The organism is Sphingomonas sp. Ell38C01, from assembly GCF_055231975.1.
On record NZ_JBUYVA010000001.1, the window covers coordinates 2,503,388 to 2,518,973 of the forward strand.

At 65.4% G+C, this 15,586-nt stretch carries 14 protein-coding genes; all 14 read right to left on the bottom strand.

The window, feature by feature from the left end; genetic code table 11:
- Window positions 1-2 precede the first annotated feature (2 nt).
- A complete protein-coding gene (locus tag ACV7NO_RS11755) occupies window positions 3-269 on the bottom strand; it encodes a DUF1467 family protein (protein WP_463406177.1) in 267 nt (88 codons plus the stop codon).
- Between the two features lie 10 nt (window positions 270-279).
- Window positions 280-1,920 (bottom strand): ribonuclease J, encoded by a 1,641-nt coding sequence (locus ACV7NO_RS11760; RefSeq protein ID WP_463406178.1) that lies wholly within the window; start codon window positions 1,918-1,920, stop codon window positions 280-282.
- A gap of 96 nt (window positions 1,921-2,016) precedes the next feature.
- Window positions 2,017-2,799, bottom strand: coding sequence for a type III pantothenate kinase (locus ACV7NO_RS11765; RefSeq protein WP_463406179.1), 783 nt, complete (start codon window positions 2,797-2,799; stop codon window positions 2,017-2,019).
- Window positions 2,800-2,824: 25 nt separating this feature from the next.
- Window positions 2,825-3,532, bottom strand: coding sequence for a biotin--[acetyl-CoA-carboxylase] ligase (locus ACV7NO_RS11770; RefSeq protein ID WP_463407330.1), 708 nt, complete (start codon window positions 3,530-3,532; stop codon window positions 2,825-2,827).
- Between the two features lie 19 nt (window positions 3,533-3,551).
- A complete protein-coding gene (gene nuoN / locus ACV7NO_RS11775; protein WP_463406180.1) occupies window positions 3,552-5,012 on the bottom strand; it encodes an NADH-quinone oxidoreductase subunit NuoN in 1,461 nt (486 codons plus the stop codon).
- A complete protein-coding gene (locus tag ACV7NO_RS11780; RefSeq protein ID WP_463406181.1) occupies window positions 5,012-6,580 on the bottom strand; it encodes an NADH-quinone oxidoreductase subunit M in 1,569 nt (522 codons plus the stop codon). Before ACV7NO_RS11780 ends, nuoN begins: the two co-directional genes overlap by 1 nt.
- A gap of 163 nt (window positions 6,581-6,743) precedes the next feature.
- Window positions 6,744-8,810 (bottom strand): NADH-quinone oxidoreductase subunit L, encoded by a 2,067-nt coding sequence (gene nuoL / locus ACV7NO_RS11785; RefSeq protein WP_463406182.1) that lies wholly within the window; start codon window positions 8,808-8,810, stop codon window positions 6,744-6,746.
- Between the two features lie 4 nt (window positions 8,811-8,814).
- Window positions 8,815-9,117, bottom strand: coding sequence for an NADH-quinone oxidoreductase subunit NuoK (gene nuoK, locus ACV7NO_RS11790; protein ID WP_463407331.1), 303 nt, complete (start codon window positions 9,115-9,117; stop codon window positions 8,815-8,817).
- Window positions 9,118-9,125: 8 nt separating this feature from the next.
- Window positions 9,126-9,737 carry an NADH-quinone oxidoreductase subunit J gene (locus tag ACV7NO_RS11795; protein WP_463406183.1) on the bottom strand — a complete coding sequence of 204 codons (612 nt, stop codon included), beginning with the start codon at window positions 9,735-9,737 and terminating at the stop codon, window positions 9,126-9,128.
- A 61-nt stretch (window positions 9,738-9,798) separates the two neighbouring features.
- Window positions 9,799-10,284 carry an NADH-quinone oxidoreductase subunit NuoI gene (gene nuoI, locus ACV7NO_RS11800; RefSeq protein WP_463406184.1) on the bottom strand — a complete coding sequence of 162 codons (486 nt, stop codon included), beginning with the start codon at window positions 10,282-10,284 and terminating at the stop codon, window positions 9,799-9,801.
- Between the two features lie 3 nt (window positions 10,285-10,287).
- Window positions 10,288-11,337 (bottom strand): NADH-quinone oxidoreductase subunit NuoH, encoded by a 1,050-nt coding sequence (nuoH, locus tag ACV7NO_RS11805; protein WP_463406185.1) that lies wholly within the window; start codon window positions 11,335-11,337, stop codon window positions 10,288-10,290.
- Window positions 11,338-11,482: 145 nt separating this feature from the next.
- Complete coding sequence (gene nuoG, locus ACV7NO_RS11810; RefSeq protein WP_463406186.1) at window positions 11,483-13,477, bottom strand: NADH-quinone oxidoreductase subunit NuoG; 1,995 nt, start codon at window positions 13,475-13,477, stop codon at window positions 11,483-11,485.
- 1 nt (window position 13,478) lies between these two features.
- Entirely contained in the window at window positions 13,479-14,201 is a 723-nt protein-coding gene (locus ACV7NO_RS11815; protein ID WP_463406187.1) for a hypothetical protein, read from the bottom strand.
- A gap of 38 nt (window positions 14,202-14,239) precedes the next feature.
- Window positions 14,240-15,532, bottom strand: coding sequence for an NADH-quinone oxidoreductase subunit NuoF (nuoF, locus tag ACV7NO_RS11820; protein WP_463406188.1), 1,293 nt, complete (start codon window positions 15,530-15,532; stop codon window positions 14,240-14,242).
- Window positions 15,533-15,586: the final 54 nt, after the last annotated feature.

Sequence of the window (15,586 nt, forward strand, 5' to 3'; positions counted from 1 at the left end):
GCTCAGGTGCCGGCGTCGAAGTCGAACATCTGGGGCGTGATCCATCCCATCGCGTAGTTGAGATAGAACAGCGCGAACAGCACCGTCGCCACTACCGTCACGCGCAGCGCGATCCGCCCGGGGCGGAACTCGTGCGGCGCGCTTTCCGCTTGGCCGGGGACGATCTCGCCCCCGGCCTCGCGCGTCGTCCGCACCCCGAACGGCAGGACGAGAAAGACCGAGAACGCCCAGAACAGCGTGTAGATCGCAAGGATCGACGTCCACCGCACGGGCGCGCCCTCAAACTTCGATCATCAGCACGTCGACGACGGGCTTCTTGCCCGTCCACCGCGTCGCGACCTTGCGTACCGCCAGCCGGATATCCTCGCGGACCCGGTCGCGCTCGCGGCGCCCGCCCTTGACCGCCTCCGCCGCGGCATCCTCGGCCTCCTCAATGAAGGGGATACGATCCTCCTCGACCGGCACGCCCTGGATCCGCACCTGCGGCGTGCCCGCGAGCCGGCCGTTGTTGGTGATCGCCACCGCGACCGAGATCTGGCCGTTGACCGAGATCCGCCGCCGCTCATTGATCGTCGTGCCGTCGGCAGGCAGGATCACGTCGCCGTCGAGCACCAGCCGCCCGATATGCGCGTGCCCGATCTTCTTGGGCTCGCCCGGCCCTAGCCGCACGATATCGCCGTCGACCTGAACCAGCGCGCTCGGAATCCCCTCGGACAGGCCGAACCGTGCCTGCTCCATCAAATGGCGCATCTCGCCATGGACCGGGATCAGCACGCGCGGGCGGATCCACTTGTACATCTTGGCGAGCTCGGGCCGGCCCGGATGCCCGGATACATGGACGTGCGCCTGCTTCTCGGTGACCATCTTCACCCCACGCCCGGCGAGGATGTTCTGGATTCGCCCGATCGCGACCTCGTTGCCCGGGATCTGCTTGGACGAGAAGATCACGGTGTCGTCCGCATCCAGCGAAATCGGGTGCGTGCCCTCGGCCACGCGCGCCAGCGCCGCGCGCGCCTCGCCCTGCCCGCCGGTCGCGACGATGAGGATCTTGTTCTTTGGTAAGCGCATCGCCGCATCGGCGTCGACCGTATCGGGGAAGTCCTTCAGATAGCCGCACGCCTTGGCGACGCGGATGATCCGGTCGAGCGAACGCCCCGTCACGCACAGCTTGCGCCCCGTCTCGCGCGCGACCTCGCCCAGCGTGTGCAGCCGTGCCGCGTTGGAGGCGAAGCTCGTCACCAGCACGCGCCCGCGCGCCTTGGCGACGCTGTCGATCAGCCCCTGCCGCACCGTCGCTTCGGAGCCCGAGGCCTCGGCGTTGAACACGTTGGTCGAATCGCACACCAGCACGTCGACGCCCTCGTCGCCGATCGCGGCGAGCTGCTCGGGCGAGGCGGGCGTCCCGATCACCGGGGTCGGGTCGAGTTTCCAGTCGCCGGTGTGGAACACACGGCCATGCGGCGTATCGATCAGCAGCGCGTTCGCCTCGGGGATCGAGTGCGACAGCGGCACGAACTCGACGCCGAACGGGCCGACCTTGAAAGCCTCGCCCGGCTGGATCACCTTCAGCGCGATGCGGTCGGTGATCCGCTCCTCGTCGAGCTTGCCGCGGATCAGTCCGGCGGTGAACGGCGTCGCATAGAGCGGCACGCCCAGGTCCTGCGCCAGATACGGTAGCGCGCCGATATGGTCCTCATGCCCGTGCGTCAGCACGATGCCGACGAGCTGCTCGCGCCGCTCCTCGATGAACTGCAGGTCCGGCAGGATCACGTCGATGCCCGGATAGGCCGGATCGGCGAAGGTGATGCCGCAATCGACCATCAGCCATTTGCCGCCGGTGCCGTAGAGATTGACGTTCATGCCGATCTCGCCCGAACCACCAAGGGCACAGAAGAGAAGTTCGTTGGTCTTGGGAGTCATTAAAATCCTAACTGAATGGTGCCGGCGATGCGCGGACTTTCATGCCGCGATGCGATCGTGCCGGTAGAAGAAATCCCCTGTGCGCCGGGGCGGCGTTCACTTCGGTATATGGGCGCGTTCCCACATGATCGCCAGCCCCTGGATCGTCAGATCGGGCTCGATCACATCGAATATGTCGGTATGCCGCTCGAACAGCGTCGCGAGGCCACCGGTGGCGATCACCGTGACGGGGCGTGCCACCTCCGCCTTCATCCGCGCGACCAGCCCCTCGATCATCGCGATATAGCCCCAATAGATGCCGATGTTCATCTGGTCGACGGTGTTGCGCCCGATGACGGAGGCGGTGGCGGGGGCCTCGATCGCGATCCGCGGCAGCTTGGCCGCCGCGCCGACCAGCGCATCCAGCGACAGGTTGATACCCGGCGCGATGATCCCGCCCTTGTACGCGCCGGTGAAGTCCGACACGTCGAGCGTCGTCGCGGTGCCGAAATCGATCACGATCAGGTCGCCGGGGTGGAGCGCATGCGCCGCGATCGTGTTCACCGCGCGGTCCGCGCCCAGCGATGCGGGCTCGTCGACGTCGATCGCTATCCCCCATTCGAGCGCGCCGCGGCCTGCGATCAGTGCGTCGACCCTGAAATATTTGCTCGCCAGCACTTCCAGATTGTGGAGCGCGCGTGGCACGACGGTCGAGACGATCACGCCGCTCACGTCGCTGCGGTCATGGCCTTCGAGCGCCAGCAACTGACTGAGCCATACCGCATATTCGTCCGCGGTGCGCCGTGGATCGGTCGCGATCCGCCAGCGCGCCCTGATCTCGCGGCCATCCAGCAGCGCGAAGACGATATTGGTGTTCCCGGCATCGATCGCCAGCAGCATCGCGTGGTTCCCTCGTTACCGACGTTCAGACCAGGAAGACGTCAGCGGTGTGAATGACACGCTCTTCGCCCCCCGCCAAGCGCAGCACGAGTGCGCCGTCTGACGTCAGCCGGTCGAACGTGCCTTCCAGGGCCAGACCGTCGGGCACCCGGACGACGAGCGGGGTGCCCGGCGGATGCGCCCTTTCGTTCCACCGCGCCACGACCGGCGCGACGCCATCGACATGCCAGTGATGCACCCAGGCCGCCATCATCGCTGCCAGTCGCTCGACGAACGCCGCCGGGTCAATCGCCGCGCCATGCTCCGCAAGGCATGTCGTCCGTCGACCGGGAAGCGCGGGATGATGCGCGATGTTGACCCCGACGCCGATCACCACCGCATCCTCGACGCGCTCGAGCAGGATCCCGGACAGCTTGGCACCGCCCAGCAACAGGTCGTTCGGCCACTTGATCGCGAGCGCCCGCACGGCCGGCGCCGGCAGCAGTTGCGCCACCACTTCGTCAAGCGCCACCGCAGCGACCAGCGCCAGCGTCGCCGCGGACGGATCTCCCGCCTGCAACCGCACGATCGTGCTGGCATAGAGATTGCCTGCCTCGGATATCCAGGGCCGCCCCTCGCGCCCGCGCCCGGCGATCTGCCGCTCGGCGCGGAGCCATACACCCTCAGTCACGGCGTCCCGTGCCAGCGCAAGCATGTCGACGTTGGTCGACCCCGTCTCCGCGACGGTGCGGATCGTCGTCAGCGCATCGATCCTAGAACAGCGACTGCGCCGCCGCCGTCGTCCACCCCGCCAGCAGCGGGATCGCGAGATAACCCACCGGCGAGATGATGACCGCGGCCACCGCGATCAGCCCGCCCTCGATTGGGTCGCCCGGCGCGAACGCCGCCGCGGGTTCGTCGAAGTACATCGTCTTGACGACGCGCAGGTAATAATAGGCCCCGATCACCGACGCCGCCGCACCGACCGCCGCCAGCGGGAACAGCCCCGCGCCGACCGCCGCGTAGAATACCGCGAACTTGGCGTAGAAGCCGAACAGCGGCGGAATGCCCGCGAGCGAGAACATGAAGATCGCCAGCGCCGCCGCCAGCCCGGGCCGGTGCCGCGACAGCCCCGCGAGGCTCGCCAGCGTCTCGATCGGCTGACCGTCCTCTCCACGCATCTGGAGCACGACCAGGAACGACCCCAGCGTCATAACGACATAGATCGCCATGTACGTCATCACTGCCGCGACGCCCTCGGGCGTGCCCGCGGCAAGCCCGATCAGCGCGAAGCCGACGTTGTTGATGCTCGAATAGGCGAGCAGCCGCTTGACGTTGGTCTGCCCGATCGCACCGACCGCACCGAGCACGATCGACGCGAGTGCGGCGAAGATCACGATCTGGCGCCACTGGTCCGTCGCCGGCCCCATCGCCTCCACCGCCACGCGCACCGCGAGCGCCATCGCCGCGACCTTGGGTGCGGAGGCGAAGAACGCGGTGACCGGCGTCGGCGCACCTTCGTACACGTCGGGCGTCCACATGTGGAACGGCACCGCCGAGATCTTGAACGCCAGCCCCGCAAATACGAACACCAGGCCGAAGATCAATCCGAGCGACTTGCCTTCGCCCGACACCGGCGTCGCCGCATAGGCACCCGCGATCTCGGTGAACATCGTCGAACCGGTGAACCCATAGACCAGGCTGATGCCGTACAGCAGGATCCCGCTCGCCAGTGCACCGAGGACGAAGTACTTCAGGCCGGCCTCCGCCGATCGCGTATCGCGCCGCATGAAGCTGGCCAGGACATAGGCCGCAAGGCTCTGAAGCTCGAGCCCGACATACAGCGTCAGCATGTCCGCCGCCGACACCATGATCCCCATGCCGGCCGCGGACAGCAGGATCAGCACCGGATATTCGGGACGCAAATCATCGCCCGCAGTCTTCCTGAAGAATCCCGGCGCCATCAGGATGGCGACCGCCGCCGCGACGAAGATCAGCACCTTGGCAAACGCTGCAAATGCATCGGCACGGTATAGCCCGTAGAATGCCTCCCCGCCCGACGAGGCCGGGCCGACGAGCGCGATACCAGCGCCGGCCAGCACCGCGATCGCGGTCCACGACACGGCACCGGTCGATTTCGTCCCGCCCCATGCGGCAACGAGCATCAGCGCGAGCGCACCGAGCGTCAGGACGACCTCGGGCAGCGTCATCGCGATCTGGGACGCGTAATCCATCAGTGCGCCCCCCCATGGGCGGTCGTCGTCGTTTCGGCATGATGGGCGGCGGGCGCGACGCCCGTGCCCCCCGGTTTTCCAGGCGTCGGCAAGGAGTCACCCGCAGGCTTGGCGCGATCCAGCCGTGCCAGCAGCACCTGCGTATCCTTGCGCATCGGCGCGAGGAAGCTTTCCGGATACACGCCCATCCAAAGCGCAGCGGCCGCGATCGGCGCGAGCAGCCACATCTCACGCGCGGACAGGTCCGTCATCGCGCGCACCTCGTCGGAGGTGATCTCGCCGAACACGACGCGGCGATAGAGATACAGCATGTACCCCGCGCCCAGGATGATCCCGGTCGTGCACAGTAGCGTGATCGTGGTCGACACCTGATACGTGCCCATCAGGCTGAGCAGCTCGCCGACAAAATTGCTCGTTCCCGGCAGGCCGATCGAGGCCATGGTGAAGAACAGGAACAGGATCGCATAGCGCGGCATGTTGATCGCAAGCCCGCCGTACCGCGAGATCTCGCGCGTATGGAGCCGGTCATAGATCACGCCCACGCACAGGAACAGCGCACCCGAGACGAGCCCATGGCCCAGCATCACGAGCATCGCCCCTTCGATCCCCTGCTGGTTAAAGGCGAACAGCCCGATCGTCACGATCGCCATGTGCGCGACCGAGGAGTACGCGATCAGCTTCTTCATGTCGGATTGCACCAGCGCGACCAGCGACGTGTAGATCACCGCCACCGCCGACAGCGCGAACACAAGCCACACGAACTGCGCGGACGCCTCCGGGAACATCGGCAGCGAGAAGCGCAGGAAGCCGTAACCGCCCAGTTTCAGCAGCACGCCCGCCAGGATGACGGATCCCGCGGTCGGCGCCTGGACGTGCGCATCGGGCAGCCAGGTGTGCACCGGCCACATCGGCATCTTCACCGCGAAGGATGCGAAGAAGGCGAGCCACAGCCATGTCTGGACGCTGGCGGGGAAGTCGTACGCCATCAGCACCGGGATGCTAGTCGTCCCCGCGGTGATCGCCATGTACAGCATCGCCACGAACATCAGCAGCGAGCCGAGCAGCGTATAGAGGAAGAACTTGTACGACGCGTAGATCCGATTCGCGCCGCCCCAGATGCCGATGATGAGGAACATCGGGATCAGCCCGGCCTCGAAGAAGATGTAGAACAGGAACAGGTCCTGCGCCGCAAAGGTGCCGATCATCAGCACCTCGGTCAGCAGGAACGCCGCCACGTATTCGGGCACCCGCTTCTTCACCGCCTCCCACGACGCGCCGATGCAGATCGGCATCAGGAACACGCTGAGCATGATGAGCAGCAGCGCATAGCCGTCGATGCCCAGCGCCCAGCTGAACATGCCGAACGAACCGGCATTCTCGACGAACTGCCACTGCGCGCCGCCGATGTCGTAGCTGGTCCACAACAGGACCCCGAGCGCGAGATCGACCAGCGTCGCCCCCAGCGCGAGCCAGCGCGCCGCGCTCGCCGACAGGAACAGACACGCGACCGCCGCGATCGCCGGGACCGCGAGCATCACGGAAAGGATGGGAAAACCGAGGTTGTTCACGAGCCGATCGCCCCATTACCGTTCGGGCTGAGCTTGTCGAAGCCCTGCCCTGCCCCTTGAACGGTCAGAAGAAAGTACAGCACCTTTCGGCTGCCTGCCTGCAGCAGGCGCTCAGGACAAGCTTGGCCAAGCTCAGTGCGAACGGAATTTATGCTGTGCGACATCATCCTGCGATCGCCCACGTCACAGCGGCGGTCAGCCCGATCAGCATCACGAACGCATAGGTGTAGACATAGCCGGTTTGCAGTTTTCCCGCCGCGCGCGAACCCAGTTGGACCACCCAGGCCGAGCCGTTTGGCCCGAACCGGTCGATCATGCCTTCGTCACCCTTGTGCCAAAGCAAGCGCCCGATCGCGAAGGCCGGCTTCACGAACAGGAAATGGTACAGTTCGTCGAAGTACCATTTGCGCAGGAAGAATTGGTACAGCGGCTGGAACACGTCCGCGAACTTCGCCGGGAACGACGGGTGACGGATATAGCTCAGCCATGCGATCAGCAGTCCGGTCAACATCACTGCGGTCGCGGACAGCTTCACCCACAGCGGAACCTCGTGCATCGCGTGCATCAGATGCTCGTTGAACGCGAGGCTACCGCGCCAGAACCCCGGCCCTCCCTCGGGCTGGATGAACCAGTGGTTGAACACGAAGCCCGCCGCCACCGCACCGATCGACAGCACGACCAGGGGGATCAGCATCGAGATCGGGCTTTCATGCGGGTGATAGCCACCCGTTCCGACCGGCATCTCGTTGAACCCACGCGTCTCGACATGCGGCGCATGCCCGGCATCCTCGTCCGCGGCATGCGCGTGATCGTCGTGACCATGCGCGTGCGCGTCGTGGATCGCGTGCTGGATATGCTCCGACGCGGCCCAGCGCGGCTTGCCCCAGAAGGTCAGGAACATCAGCCGCCACGAATAGAAGCTGGTCAGCAGCGCCGCGAACACCCCGACGAAGAACGCCACCTGGCCCCCGCCGCCCGAAGCGTACGCCGCCTCGAGGATCGCGTCCTTCGAATGATACCCTGCGAACCCGCCGACCTCGTAGATGCCGACGCCGGTGATCGCGAGCGTGCCGAGCAGCATCGCCCAGAACGTCACCGGAATCTCCTTACGCAGCGCGCCGTAATAGCGCATGTCCTGCTCGTGGTGCATCGCATGGATCACCGAGCCTGCGCCCAGGAACAGCAGCGCCTTGAAGAACGCGTGCGTGAACAGGTGGAACATCGCCGCGCCATACGCGCCACACCCGGCCGCAAAGAACATGTAGCCCAGCTGCGAACAGGTCGAATAGGCGATCACGCGCTTGATGTCGGTCTGCGTCGTCCCGACGGTCGCGGCGAACAGGCAGGTCGCTGCGCCGATGAAGGTGATGAAGCCCAGCGCGGTCGGCGACGTCTCGAACATCGGCGACAGGCGGCACACCATGAACACGCCCGCGGTGACCATCGTCGCCGCGTGGATCAGTGCCGACACCGGCGTCGGCCCCTCCATCGCGTCGGGAAGCCATGTGTGGAGCCCGAGCTGCGCGGACTTGCCCATCGCACCGACGAACAGCAGCAGGCACAGCACCGTCATCGTATCGAACCGGTGCCCTAGGAACCCGATCGTCGATCCCGCCATCCCCGGCGCGGCGGCCAGGATCTCGGGGATCGAGACCGTCCCGAACACCAGATACGTCCCGAAGATGCCGAGCATGAAGCCCAGGTCGCCGACGCGATTGACGACGAACGCCTTGATGGCCGCCGCATTGGCCGACGGCTTCCTGAACCAAAACCCGATCAGCAGATACGAGGCAAGGCCCACGCCCTCCCAGCCGAAGAACATCTGGATCAGGTTGTCCGCGGTCACGAGCATCAGCATCGCGAAGGTGAACAGCGACAGATACGCGAAGAAGCGCGGCTGGTCCGGGTCCTCCGCCATATAGCCCCAGCTATACAGGTGGACGAGCGCGGACACCGACGTGATGACGACGAGCATCACCGACGTCAGCGCATCGACGCGCAGCGCCCAGTCGACGCTGAAACTGCCCGATGTGATGAAGTGCAGCACCGGCGTCACCGATGCCGTGTTCGCGCCGGTCAGGAAGCCGATGAAGATCGGCCACGACAGCGCACAGGCGGCGAACAGCCCCGCGGTCGTGATCGCCTTGGCGGGCACGTTGCCGATGGCACGGTTGCCGAAGCCCGCGACGATCGCCGCGATCAGCGGCAGGAAGACGATAAGCTGGATCACCGGATCACCCCTTCATCCGGTTGACGTCGTCGACCGAGATCGTCCCGCGTCCGCGGAAATAGATGACGAGGATCGCAAGACCGATCGCGGCCTCGCCCGCCGCCACCGTCAGCACGAACATCGCAAAGACCTGACCCACGAGATCGTTCAGCGCCGCGGAGAACGCGACGAGATTAATGTTCACCGCCAGCAGGATCAGCTCGATCGCCATCAGGATGACGATGATGTTCTTGCGATTGAGGAAGATGCCCAGCACCCCCATCGTGAACAGGATCGCCGCGACGACCAGATAGTGGATCAGTCCGATCGAGCCGCTCACAATTGAATCCCCTGCCCGCTGACGGGCCGCGTGTTGCGCGTGGCGTCCTGCGGACGGCGCGCGTTTTGGCGATTGACGTTCTGAATCCGCACGCCGCTGCGCTCGCGGTGCGTCAGCACAATCGCGCCGATCATCGCGACCAGCAGGACGAAGCCCGCCGCCTCGAAGATGAACAGGTAGCGCGTGTAGAGCAGGTTGCCGATCGCCTGGATGTTGGGCACCGCGGCGTCCGTCGGCGCGGCGCGGCGCGACAGTTCAATCCCGCCCGACGACCATGCGCCGACCCCGATCAGGATCTCGCACGCCAGCCCGACCGCCAGCGCCAGCCCGACGCCGAAATACCGGACGAACCCAGCGCGCAACGACGCAAAGTCGATGTCGAGCATCATCACGACGAACAGGAACAGCACCGCGACCGCACCGACATAGACGATGACGAGCAGCATCGCGATGAACTCCGCGCCCACCAGCACCATGAGGCCCGCGGCGTTGAAGAACGCCAGGATCAGCCACAGCACCGAATGGACCGGATTGCGCGATGCGATGGTCATCGCGCCCGACAGGATCACGATGGCCGCGAAAAGATAGAAGGCGATAGCCTGGATCACAAGAAAGCCGGCCCCCTAGCCTGCCCCGCAACGAACGGGTCTGAATCGATATGGGCGCGCATTAACGGTACGGCGCATCGGCGGCAAGGTTCGCGGCGATCGCCCGCTCCCACCGGTCGCCATTGTCGAGCAGCTTGGACTTGTCGTAGATCAGCTCCTCGCGCGTCTCGGTCGCGAACTCGATATTCGGCCCCTCGACGATCGCGTCGACCGGGCACGCTTCCTGGCACAGACCGCAATAGATGCACTTCGTCATGTCGATGTCGTAGCGCGTCGTGCGGCGCGAACCGTCGTCGCGCGGCTCCGCCTCGATCGTGATCGCCTGCGCCGGGCACACCGCCTCGCACAGCTTGCACGCGATGCAGCGCTCTTCCCCGTTGGGATAACGGCGCAGCGCATGCTCGCCGCGGAAGCGCGGGCTCTGCGGGTTCTTCTCGAACGGATAGTTGATCGTCGCCTTCGCCTTGAAGAAATACTTCAGCGTCAGCGCGTGCGCCTTGACGAACTCCCACAGGGTGAACGCCTTGATATGCTGTGCGATCGACATTTTTCAGAACCCTACCCGCATATACATCAGCACACCGGAGACGAGGAAGACCCAGAACAGCGACACCGGCAGGAAGATCTTCCAGCCCAGCCGCATCAGCTGGTCGTAGCGATAGCGCGGGACGGTCGCCTTCACCCAGCTGAACAGGAAGAAAAAGAACAGGATCTTGGCGAACAGCCAGAGGATTCCCGGCACCATGTACAGCGGCGCCCAGTCGAACGGCGGCAGGTATCCGCCCCAGAACAGCGTGGCGTTCAGCGTGCACATCAGCAGCACGTTGGCATATTCGCCGAGCCAGTAGAGCGCGAACGCCATCGACGAATATTCGGTCTGATAGCCCGCGACCAGCTCCGACTCCGCCTCGGTCAGGTCGAACGGCGCGCGCTGCGTCTCCGCGAGCGACGAGATGAAGAACATCACCGCCATCGGAAACAGCAGCGGGTTGAACCCGAACCCGTTGACGGGCACGAGCGCATAGATCGCGCGTTGCGCCTCGACGATCGCGGTCAGGTTGAAGCTGCCAGCCCACAGCACGACCGAGATCAGGATGAACCCGATCGCGACTTCGTAGCTCACCATCTGCGCGGCCGCGCGGATCGCGGAGAAGAACGGATATTTGGAGTTGGACGACCAGCCTGCCAGGATGATCCCGTACACGCCCAGCGACGACGCCGCGAGGACGTAGAGCAGCCCGACATTGATGTCCGACACCAGCACGCCCGGCGAGAACGGCACCACCGCCCACACGATCAGCGCGACCGTGAACGTGATGATCGGCGCCAGCAGGAACAGCCCGCGGTTCGCCGCGGCGGGGATGATCGTCTCCTGAAGGAACACCTTCAGGCCGTCCGCGAACGACTGGAGCAATCCGAACGGCCCGACCACGTTCGGCCCGCGCCGCAGCGCCATCGCCGCCCAGATCTTGCGATCAGCATAGATGATCATCGCCACCGCCAGCATCAGCGGCAGCGCGATGACGAGGATCCCGATCATGGTCGCGGCGAACCACGCCCAACCGTAATCCATGCCCCAGGATGTGAAGAGTGCGGTCACTTCGTCACCTCGGCCACCATAATCCGACTGTCAGCAGCGCGACCGCGCAAGCAATTAATAGTCCCGCCACGATCATCCGCAACCAGCGCGGCCCGAACCGTGCCGCCCATTCCAGAAGACCTTCGAAGATTTGCTCCAAGGCCCATCACTCCGCCGCCTCCGCGAACGCTTCGCCATGCACCAGCTCCGCCGAGCAGCGCTGCATCGTCGGCGACGCACGACAGATCGCGTTGGTCAGGTAGAAGTCCTTGATCGGATACCCCTCGAGCTCCCCGGATGCGGTCGTACTCAGCGACGGCGCGGACCACGGGAACGTCACCAGTCCCTCTTCCGCGAGCAACGGCTGATCGAGCGCCATGTCCGCCCGCAGCTGCTCGATCGTATCGAACCCCAGCGTCTTACCGAGCGTCTCGGACAGCGCGCGGAAAATCGTCCAGTCCTCGCGCGCATCGCCCGGCGGGAATACCGCGCGGTTGCCGCGCTGGACGCGTCCCTCGAGATTGACCCAGGTGCCCGACTTCTCGGCATAGCTCGCGCCCGGCAGGACGACGTCGGCATGATGCGCGCCGCGGTCGCCGTGATGCCCGACATATACCTTGAACCCGGTGAACTTCGTGAAGTCGCACTCGTCAGCGCCGAGGAAATAGACAAGCTTGGCGCCGTACGTATCGGCCACGCCGCCCGCCTGCGCATAGCCGAGCATCAGCCCGCCCATCCGCGCCGCCGCCATATGGACGACGTTGAACCCGTTCCAGCCCTCGCGGACCAGACCCAGCGTCTCGACCAGCCCGATCGCCGCGCCATGCGCACCCTTGAGCGCGGCACCACCGACGATCACCATCGGCTTCTTCGCCGCTGCGAACGCGTCTGTCACCGCCTCGGAAAGCGCGCCGAGCGCGCCCAGATCCGCACCCAGCCACTCGACCTTGTACGTCAGCTCGGTCTCCGGCCCGATCGCGAAGACCTTCGCGCCCTTCTTGATCGCCTTGCGGATCCGCGTGTTCACCAGCGGCGCTTCCCAGCGCAGGTTGGTGCCCACCAGCAGGATCGCGTCCGCGTCCTCGGTGCCCGCGATCGTCGTGTTGAAATTGACCGCGGCCAGGCTCGACGTGTCATAGTCCATGCCCGTCTGCCGCCCCTCGAGCAGCGACGACCCGCATGCCTTCAGCAGCGCCTTGGCGGCATACATCGTCTCGCAATCGACCAGATCGCCCGCGACCGCCGCGACGCTGCTGCCTGCATCGACCGCCGCGATCGCCGCGAACGCCTCGTCCCACGTCACCGGCACCAGCTTGCCGCCGCGCCGCACATAGGGCTTGTCGAGCCGCTTGCGCACCAAGCCGTCGACCGCATGGCGCGTCTTGTCGGTCGCCCACTCCTCGTTGACGTCGTCGTTCACGCGCGGGACGCAACGCAGCACCTGCCGCCCGCGGCTGTCGAGCCGGATGTTGGTGCCGACCGCGTCCATCACGTCGATCGTCAACGTCTTCTTGAGCTCCCACGGACGTGCCTCGAACGAATACGGCTTCGACGTCAGCGCACCGACCGGGCACAGATCGACGACATTGCCGCTCAACTCGCTCTTGACCGCATTTTCCAGATACGAGGTGATCTGCATGTCCTCGCCGCGGAAGATCGCGCCGATCTCCTCGACGCCCGAAACTTCTTCCGCGAACCGGACGCAGCGCGTGCACTGGATGCACCGGGTCATGACCGTCTTGACGATCGGACCCATATATTTCTCGGTCACCGCGCGCTTGTTCTCGCCATAGCGCGAGTGGCCGCGGCCATAGGCCATCGACTGGTCCTGCAGGTCGCACTCGCCGCCCTGGTCGCAGATCGGGCAGTCGAGCGGATGGTTGATGAGCAGGAATTCCATGATGCCCTCGCGGGCATGCTTCACCATCGGCGTGGTCGTGAAGATCTCCTGGTTGTCAGCCGCCGGCAGCGCGCACGACGCCTGCGGCTTGGGCGGACCCGGCTTCACCTCGACCAGGCACATCCGGCAATTGCCCGCGATGGACAGCCGCTCGTGATAGCAGAAGCGCGGAATCTCCTTGCCCGCAAGCTCGCAAGCCTGCAGCACGGTGGCGCCCTGCGGCACCTCGATCTCTACGCCGTCGACTTTGACCTTGGGCATGTTAGTTCTTTTCTGCCGTTGAATTCTCAGCATGCTGCGCGGCCAAAACATAATAAGCCGGCGCAATATTCAGTCGCAGCAACGCTGCCTTCATCGATACGACAGCGCCGCTGTCGGTACATTGACCAATCGCCGGCGCAATCCCCGCGATCGCCTTGCGCTCCTCGGTCGAACCCGCCTCCGCGGCGATCAGCGCCAGCGACTTTGCCGGTTCCGTGCGGACAAGACAGTGAACCGTCTTGGTGTCGCTCGATGGCAGCCGCTGAAAGGCGGCATCGTCGTAAAAGGCGGCGATAGGTACAGGCTTCGTGGACGCCCCAGGGTGCGTGCGCAAATATGCCTCCGCGGTCACCGACGCCAACCACAAATGCCGGCCGTCACCATAGATCGCGAAATTCTCCACCTGCTTCGTGAGGTCAAGGCAGCGCTCGTAGATCGATCGAAACGCAATCCACGAGCGCGTACTGGATTGGCCCCCCAGTACGGAGTCAAGATAACGCTTCGCCTTGGCCGCATCAGCTTTGACCGCACAGGATGCGGCACCGCGATACATGCTCAGTTTCCCCGCATCGGGTAGATTGCGCAAATCCAGTTCAGCCGTTTCCGACATCCCCGAAGTGACCAAGCCTGAACTGTGCCCCGGAATGAGAGACCCGGTGCCTACACCCCGCCGCTGCCCAGCGTGCACGGCATCGCCGCCGACTCCGGCCGTCATCATAACCATTGCGATGAGCACCGCGCGAAAGTGAGCCGACACCAACACTATTCCGCCGCCTCCAGCATCCCGCCGCCACGCTCGACGATCCGCCGCTCCAGCTCGGGCCGGAAATGCTTGATGAGCCCCTGGATCGGCCATGCCGCGGCGTCGCCCAGCGCGCAGATCGAGTGGCCCTCGACCTGCTTGGTCACCTGCTGGAGCATGTCGATCTCGGACAGGTCCGCATCGCCCGTCCGCAGCCGCTCCATCACGCGCCACATCCAGCCGGTGCCCTCGCGGCACGGCGTGCACTGGCCGCAGCTCTCATGCTTGTAGAAATACGAGATGCGGCTGATCGCGCGGACGATGTCGGTCGACTTGTCCATGACGATGATCGCTGCGGTGCCGAGGCCCGAGCCGACCGCCTTCAACCCGTCGAAATCCATCGCGCAGTCGATGATCTGCGCGGCGGGCACCAGCGGCACCGACGACCCGCCCGGGATCACCGCGAGCAGATTGTCCCACCCGCCCCGAATCCCGCCGCAATGCGTCTCGATCAGCTCGCGGAAGCTGATGCTCATCGATTCCTCGACGACGCACGGCTTCTCGACATGGCCAGAGATCTGGAAGAGCTTCGTGCCCTTGTTGTTCTCCGCGCCGAAGCTGGAGAACCACGCCGCCCCGCGCCGCAGGATCGTCGGCGCGACCGCGATCGATTCGACGTTGTTGACCGTCGTCGGGCAACCATAGAGCCCCGCGCCCGCCGGGAATGGCGGCTTCAGGCGCGGCTGGCCCTTCTTGCCCTCGAGGCTTTCGAGCATCGCGGTCTCTTCGCCGCAGATATACGCCCCCGCACCGCGGTGGACGAACACGTCGAAATCATAGCCCGATCCGCATGCGTTCTTGCCGACCAGACCGGCGTCGTACGCCTCGGCAACCGCCGCAAACAGCACCTCGGCCTCGCGGATATACTCGCCGCGGATGTAGATATACGCCGCCCGCGCGCGCATCGCGAACCCCGCGATCAGCGCGCCCTCGATCAGCTTGTGCGGATCGTGGCGGATGATCTCTCGATCCTTGCAGCTGCCCGGCTCGCTCTCGTCGGCGTTGATGACGAGGAAGTTCGGCCGGTCGGGCTTGGGTTCCTTGGGCATGAACGACCATTTCGTGCCGGTGGGGAACCCCGCGCCGCCACGCCCGCGCAAGCCGGACGCCTTCATCACGTCGATGATCGCGTCCTGGCCCTTCGCCATCAGGTCCCTGGTGTTGTCCCAGTCGCCACGCGCACGCGCCGCCTCGAGGTTCCACGGCTGGAACCCGTAGACGTTGGTGAAGATGCGATCCCAATCTTCAAGCATAAAAATCTCCGGCGAGCATCACTTCTTGCCCTTCCGCGCCGCCATCAGGGCGGG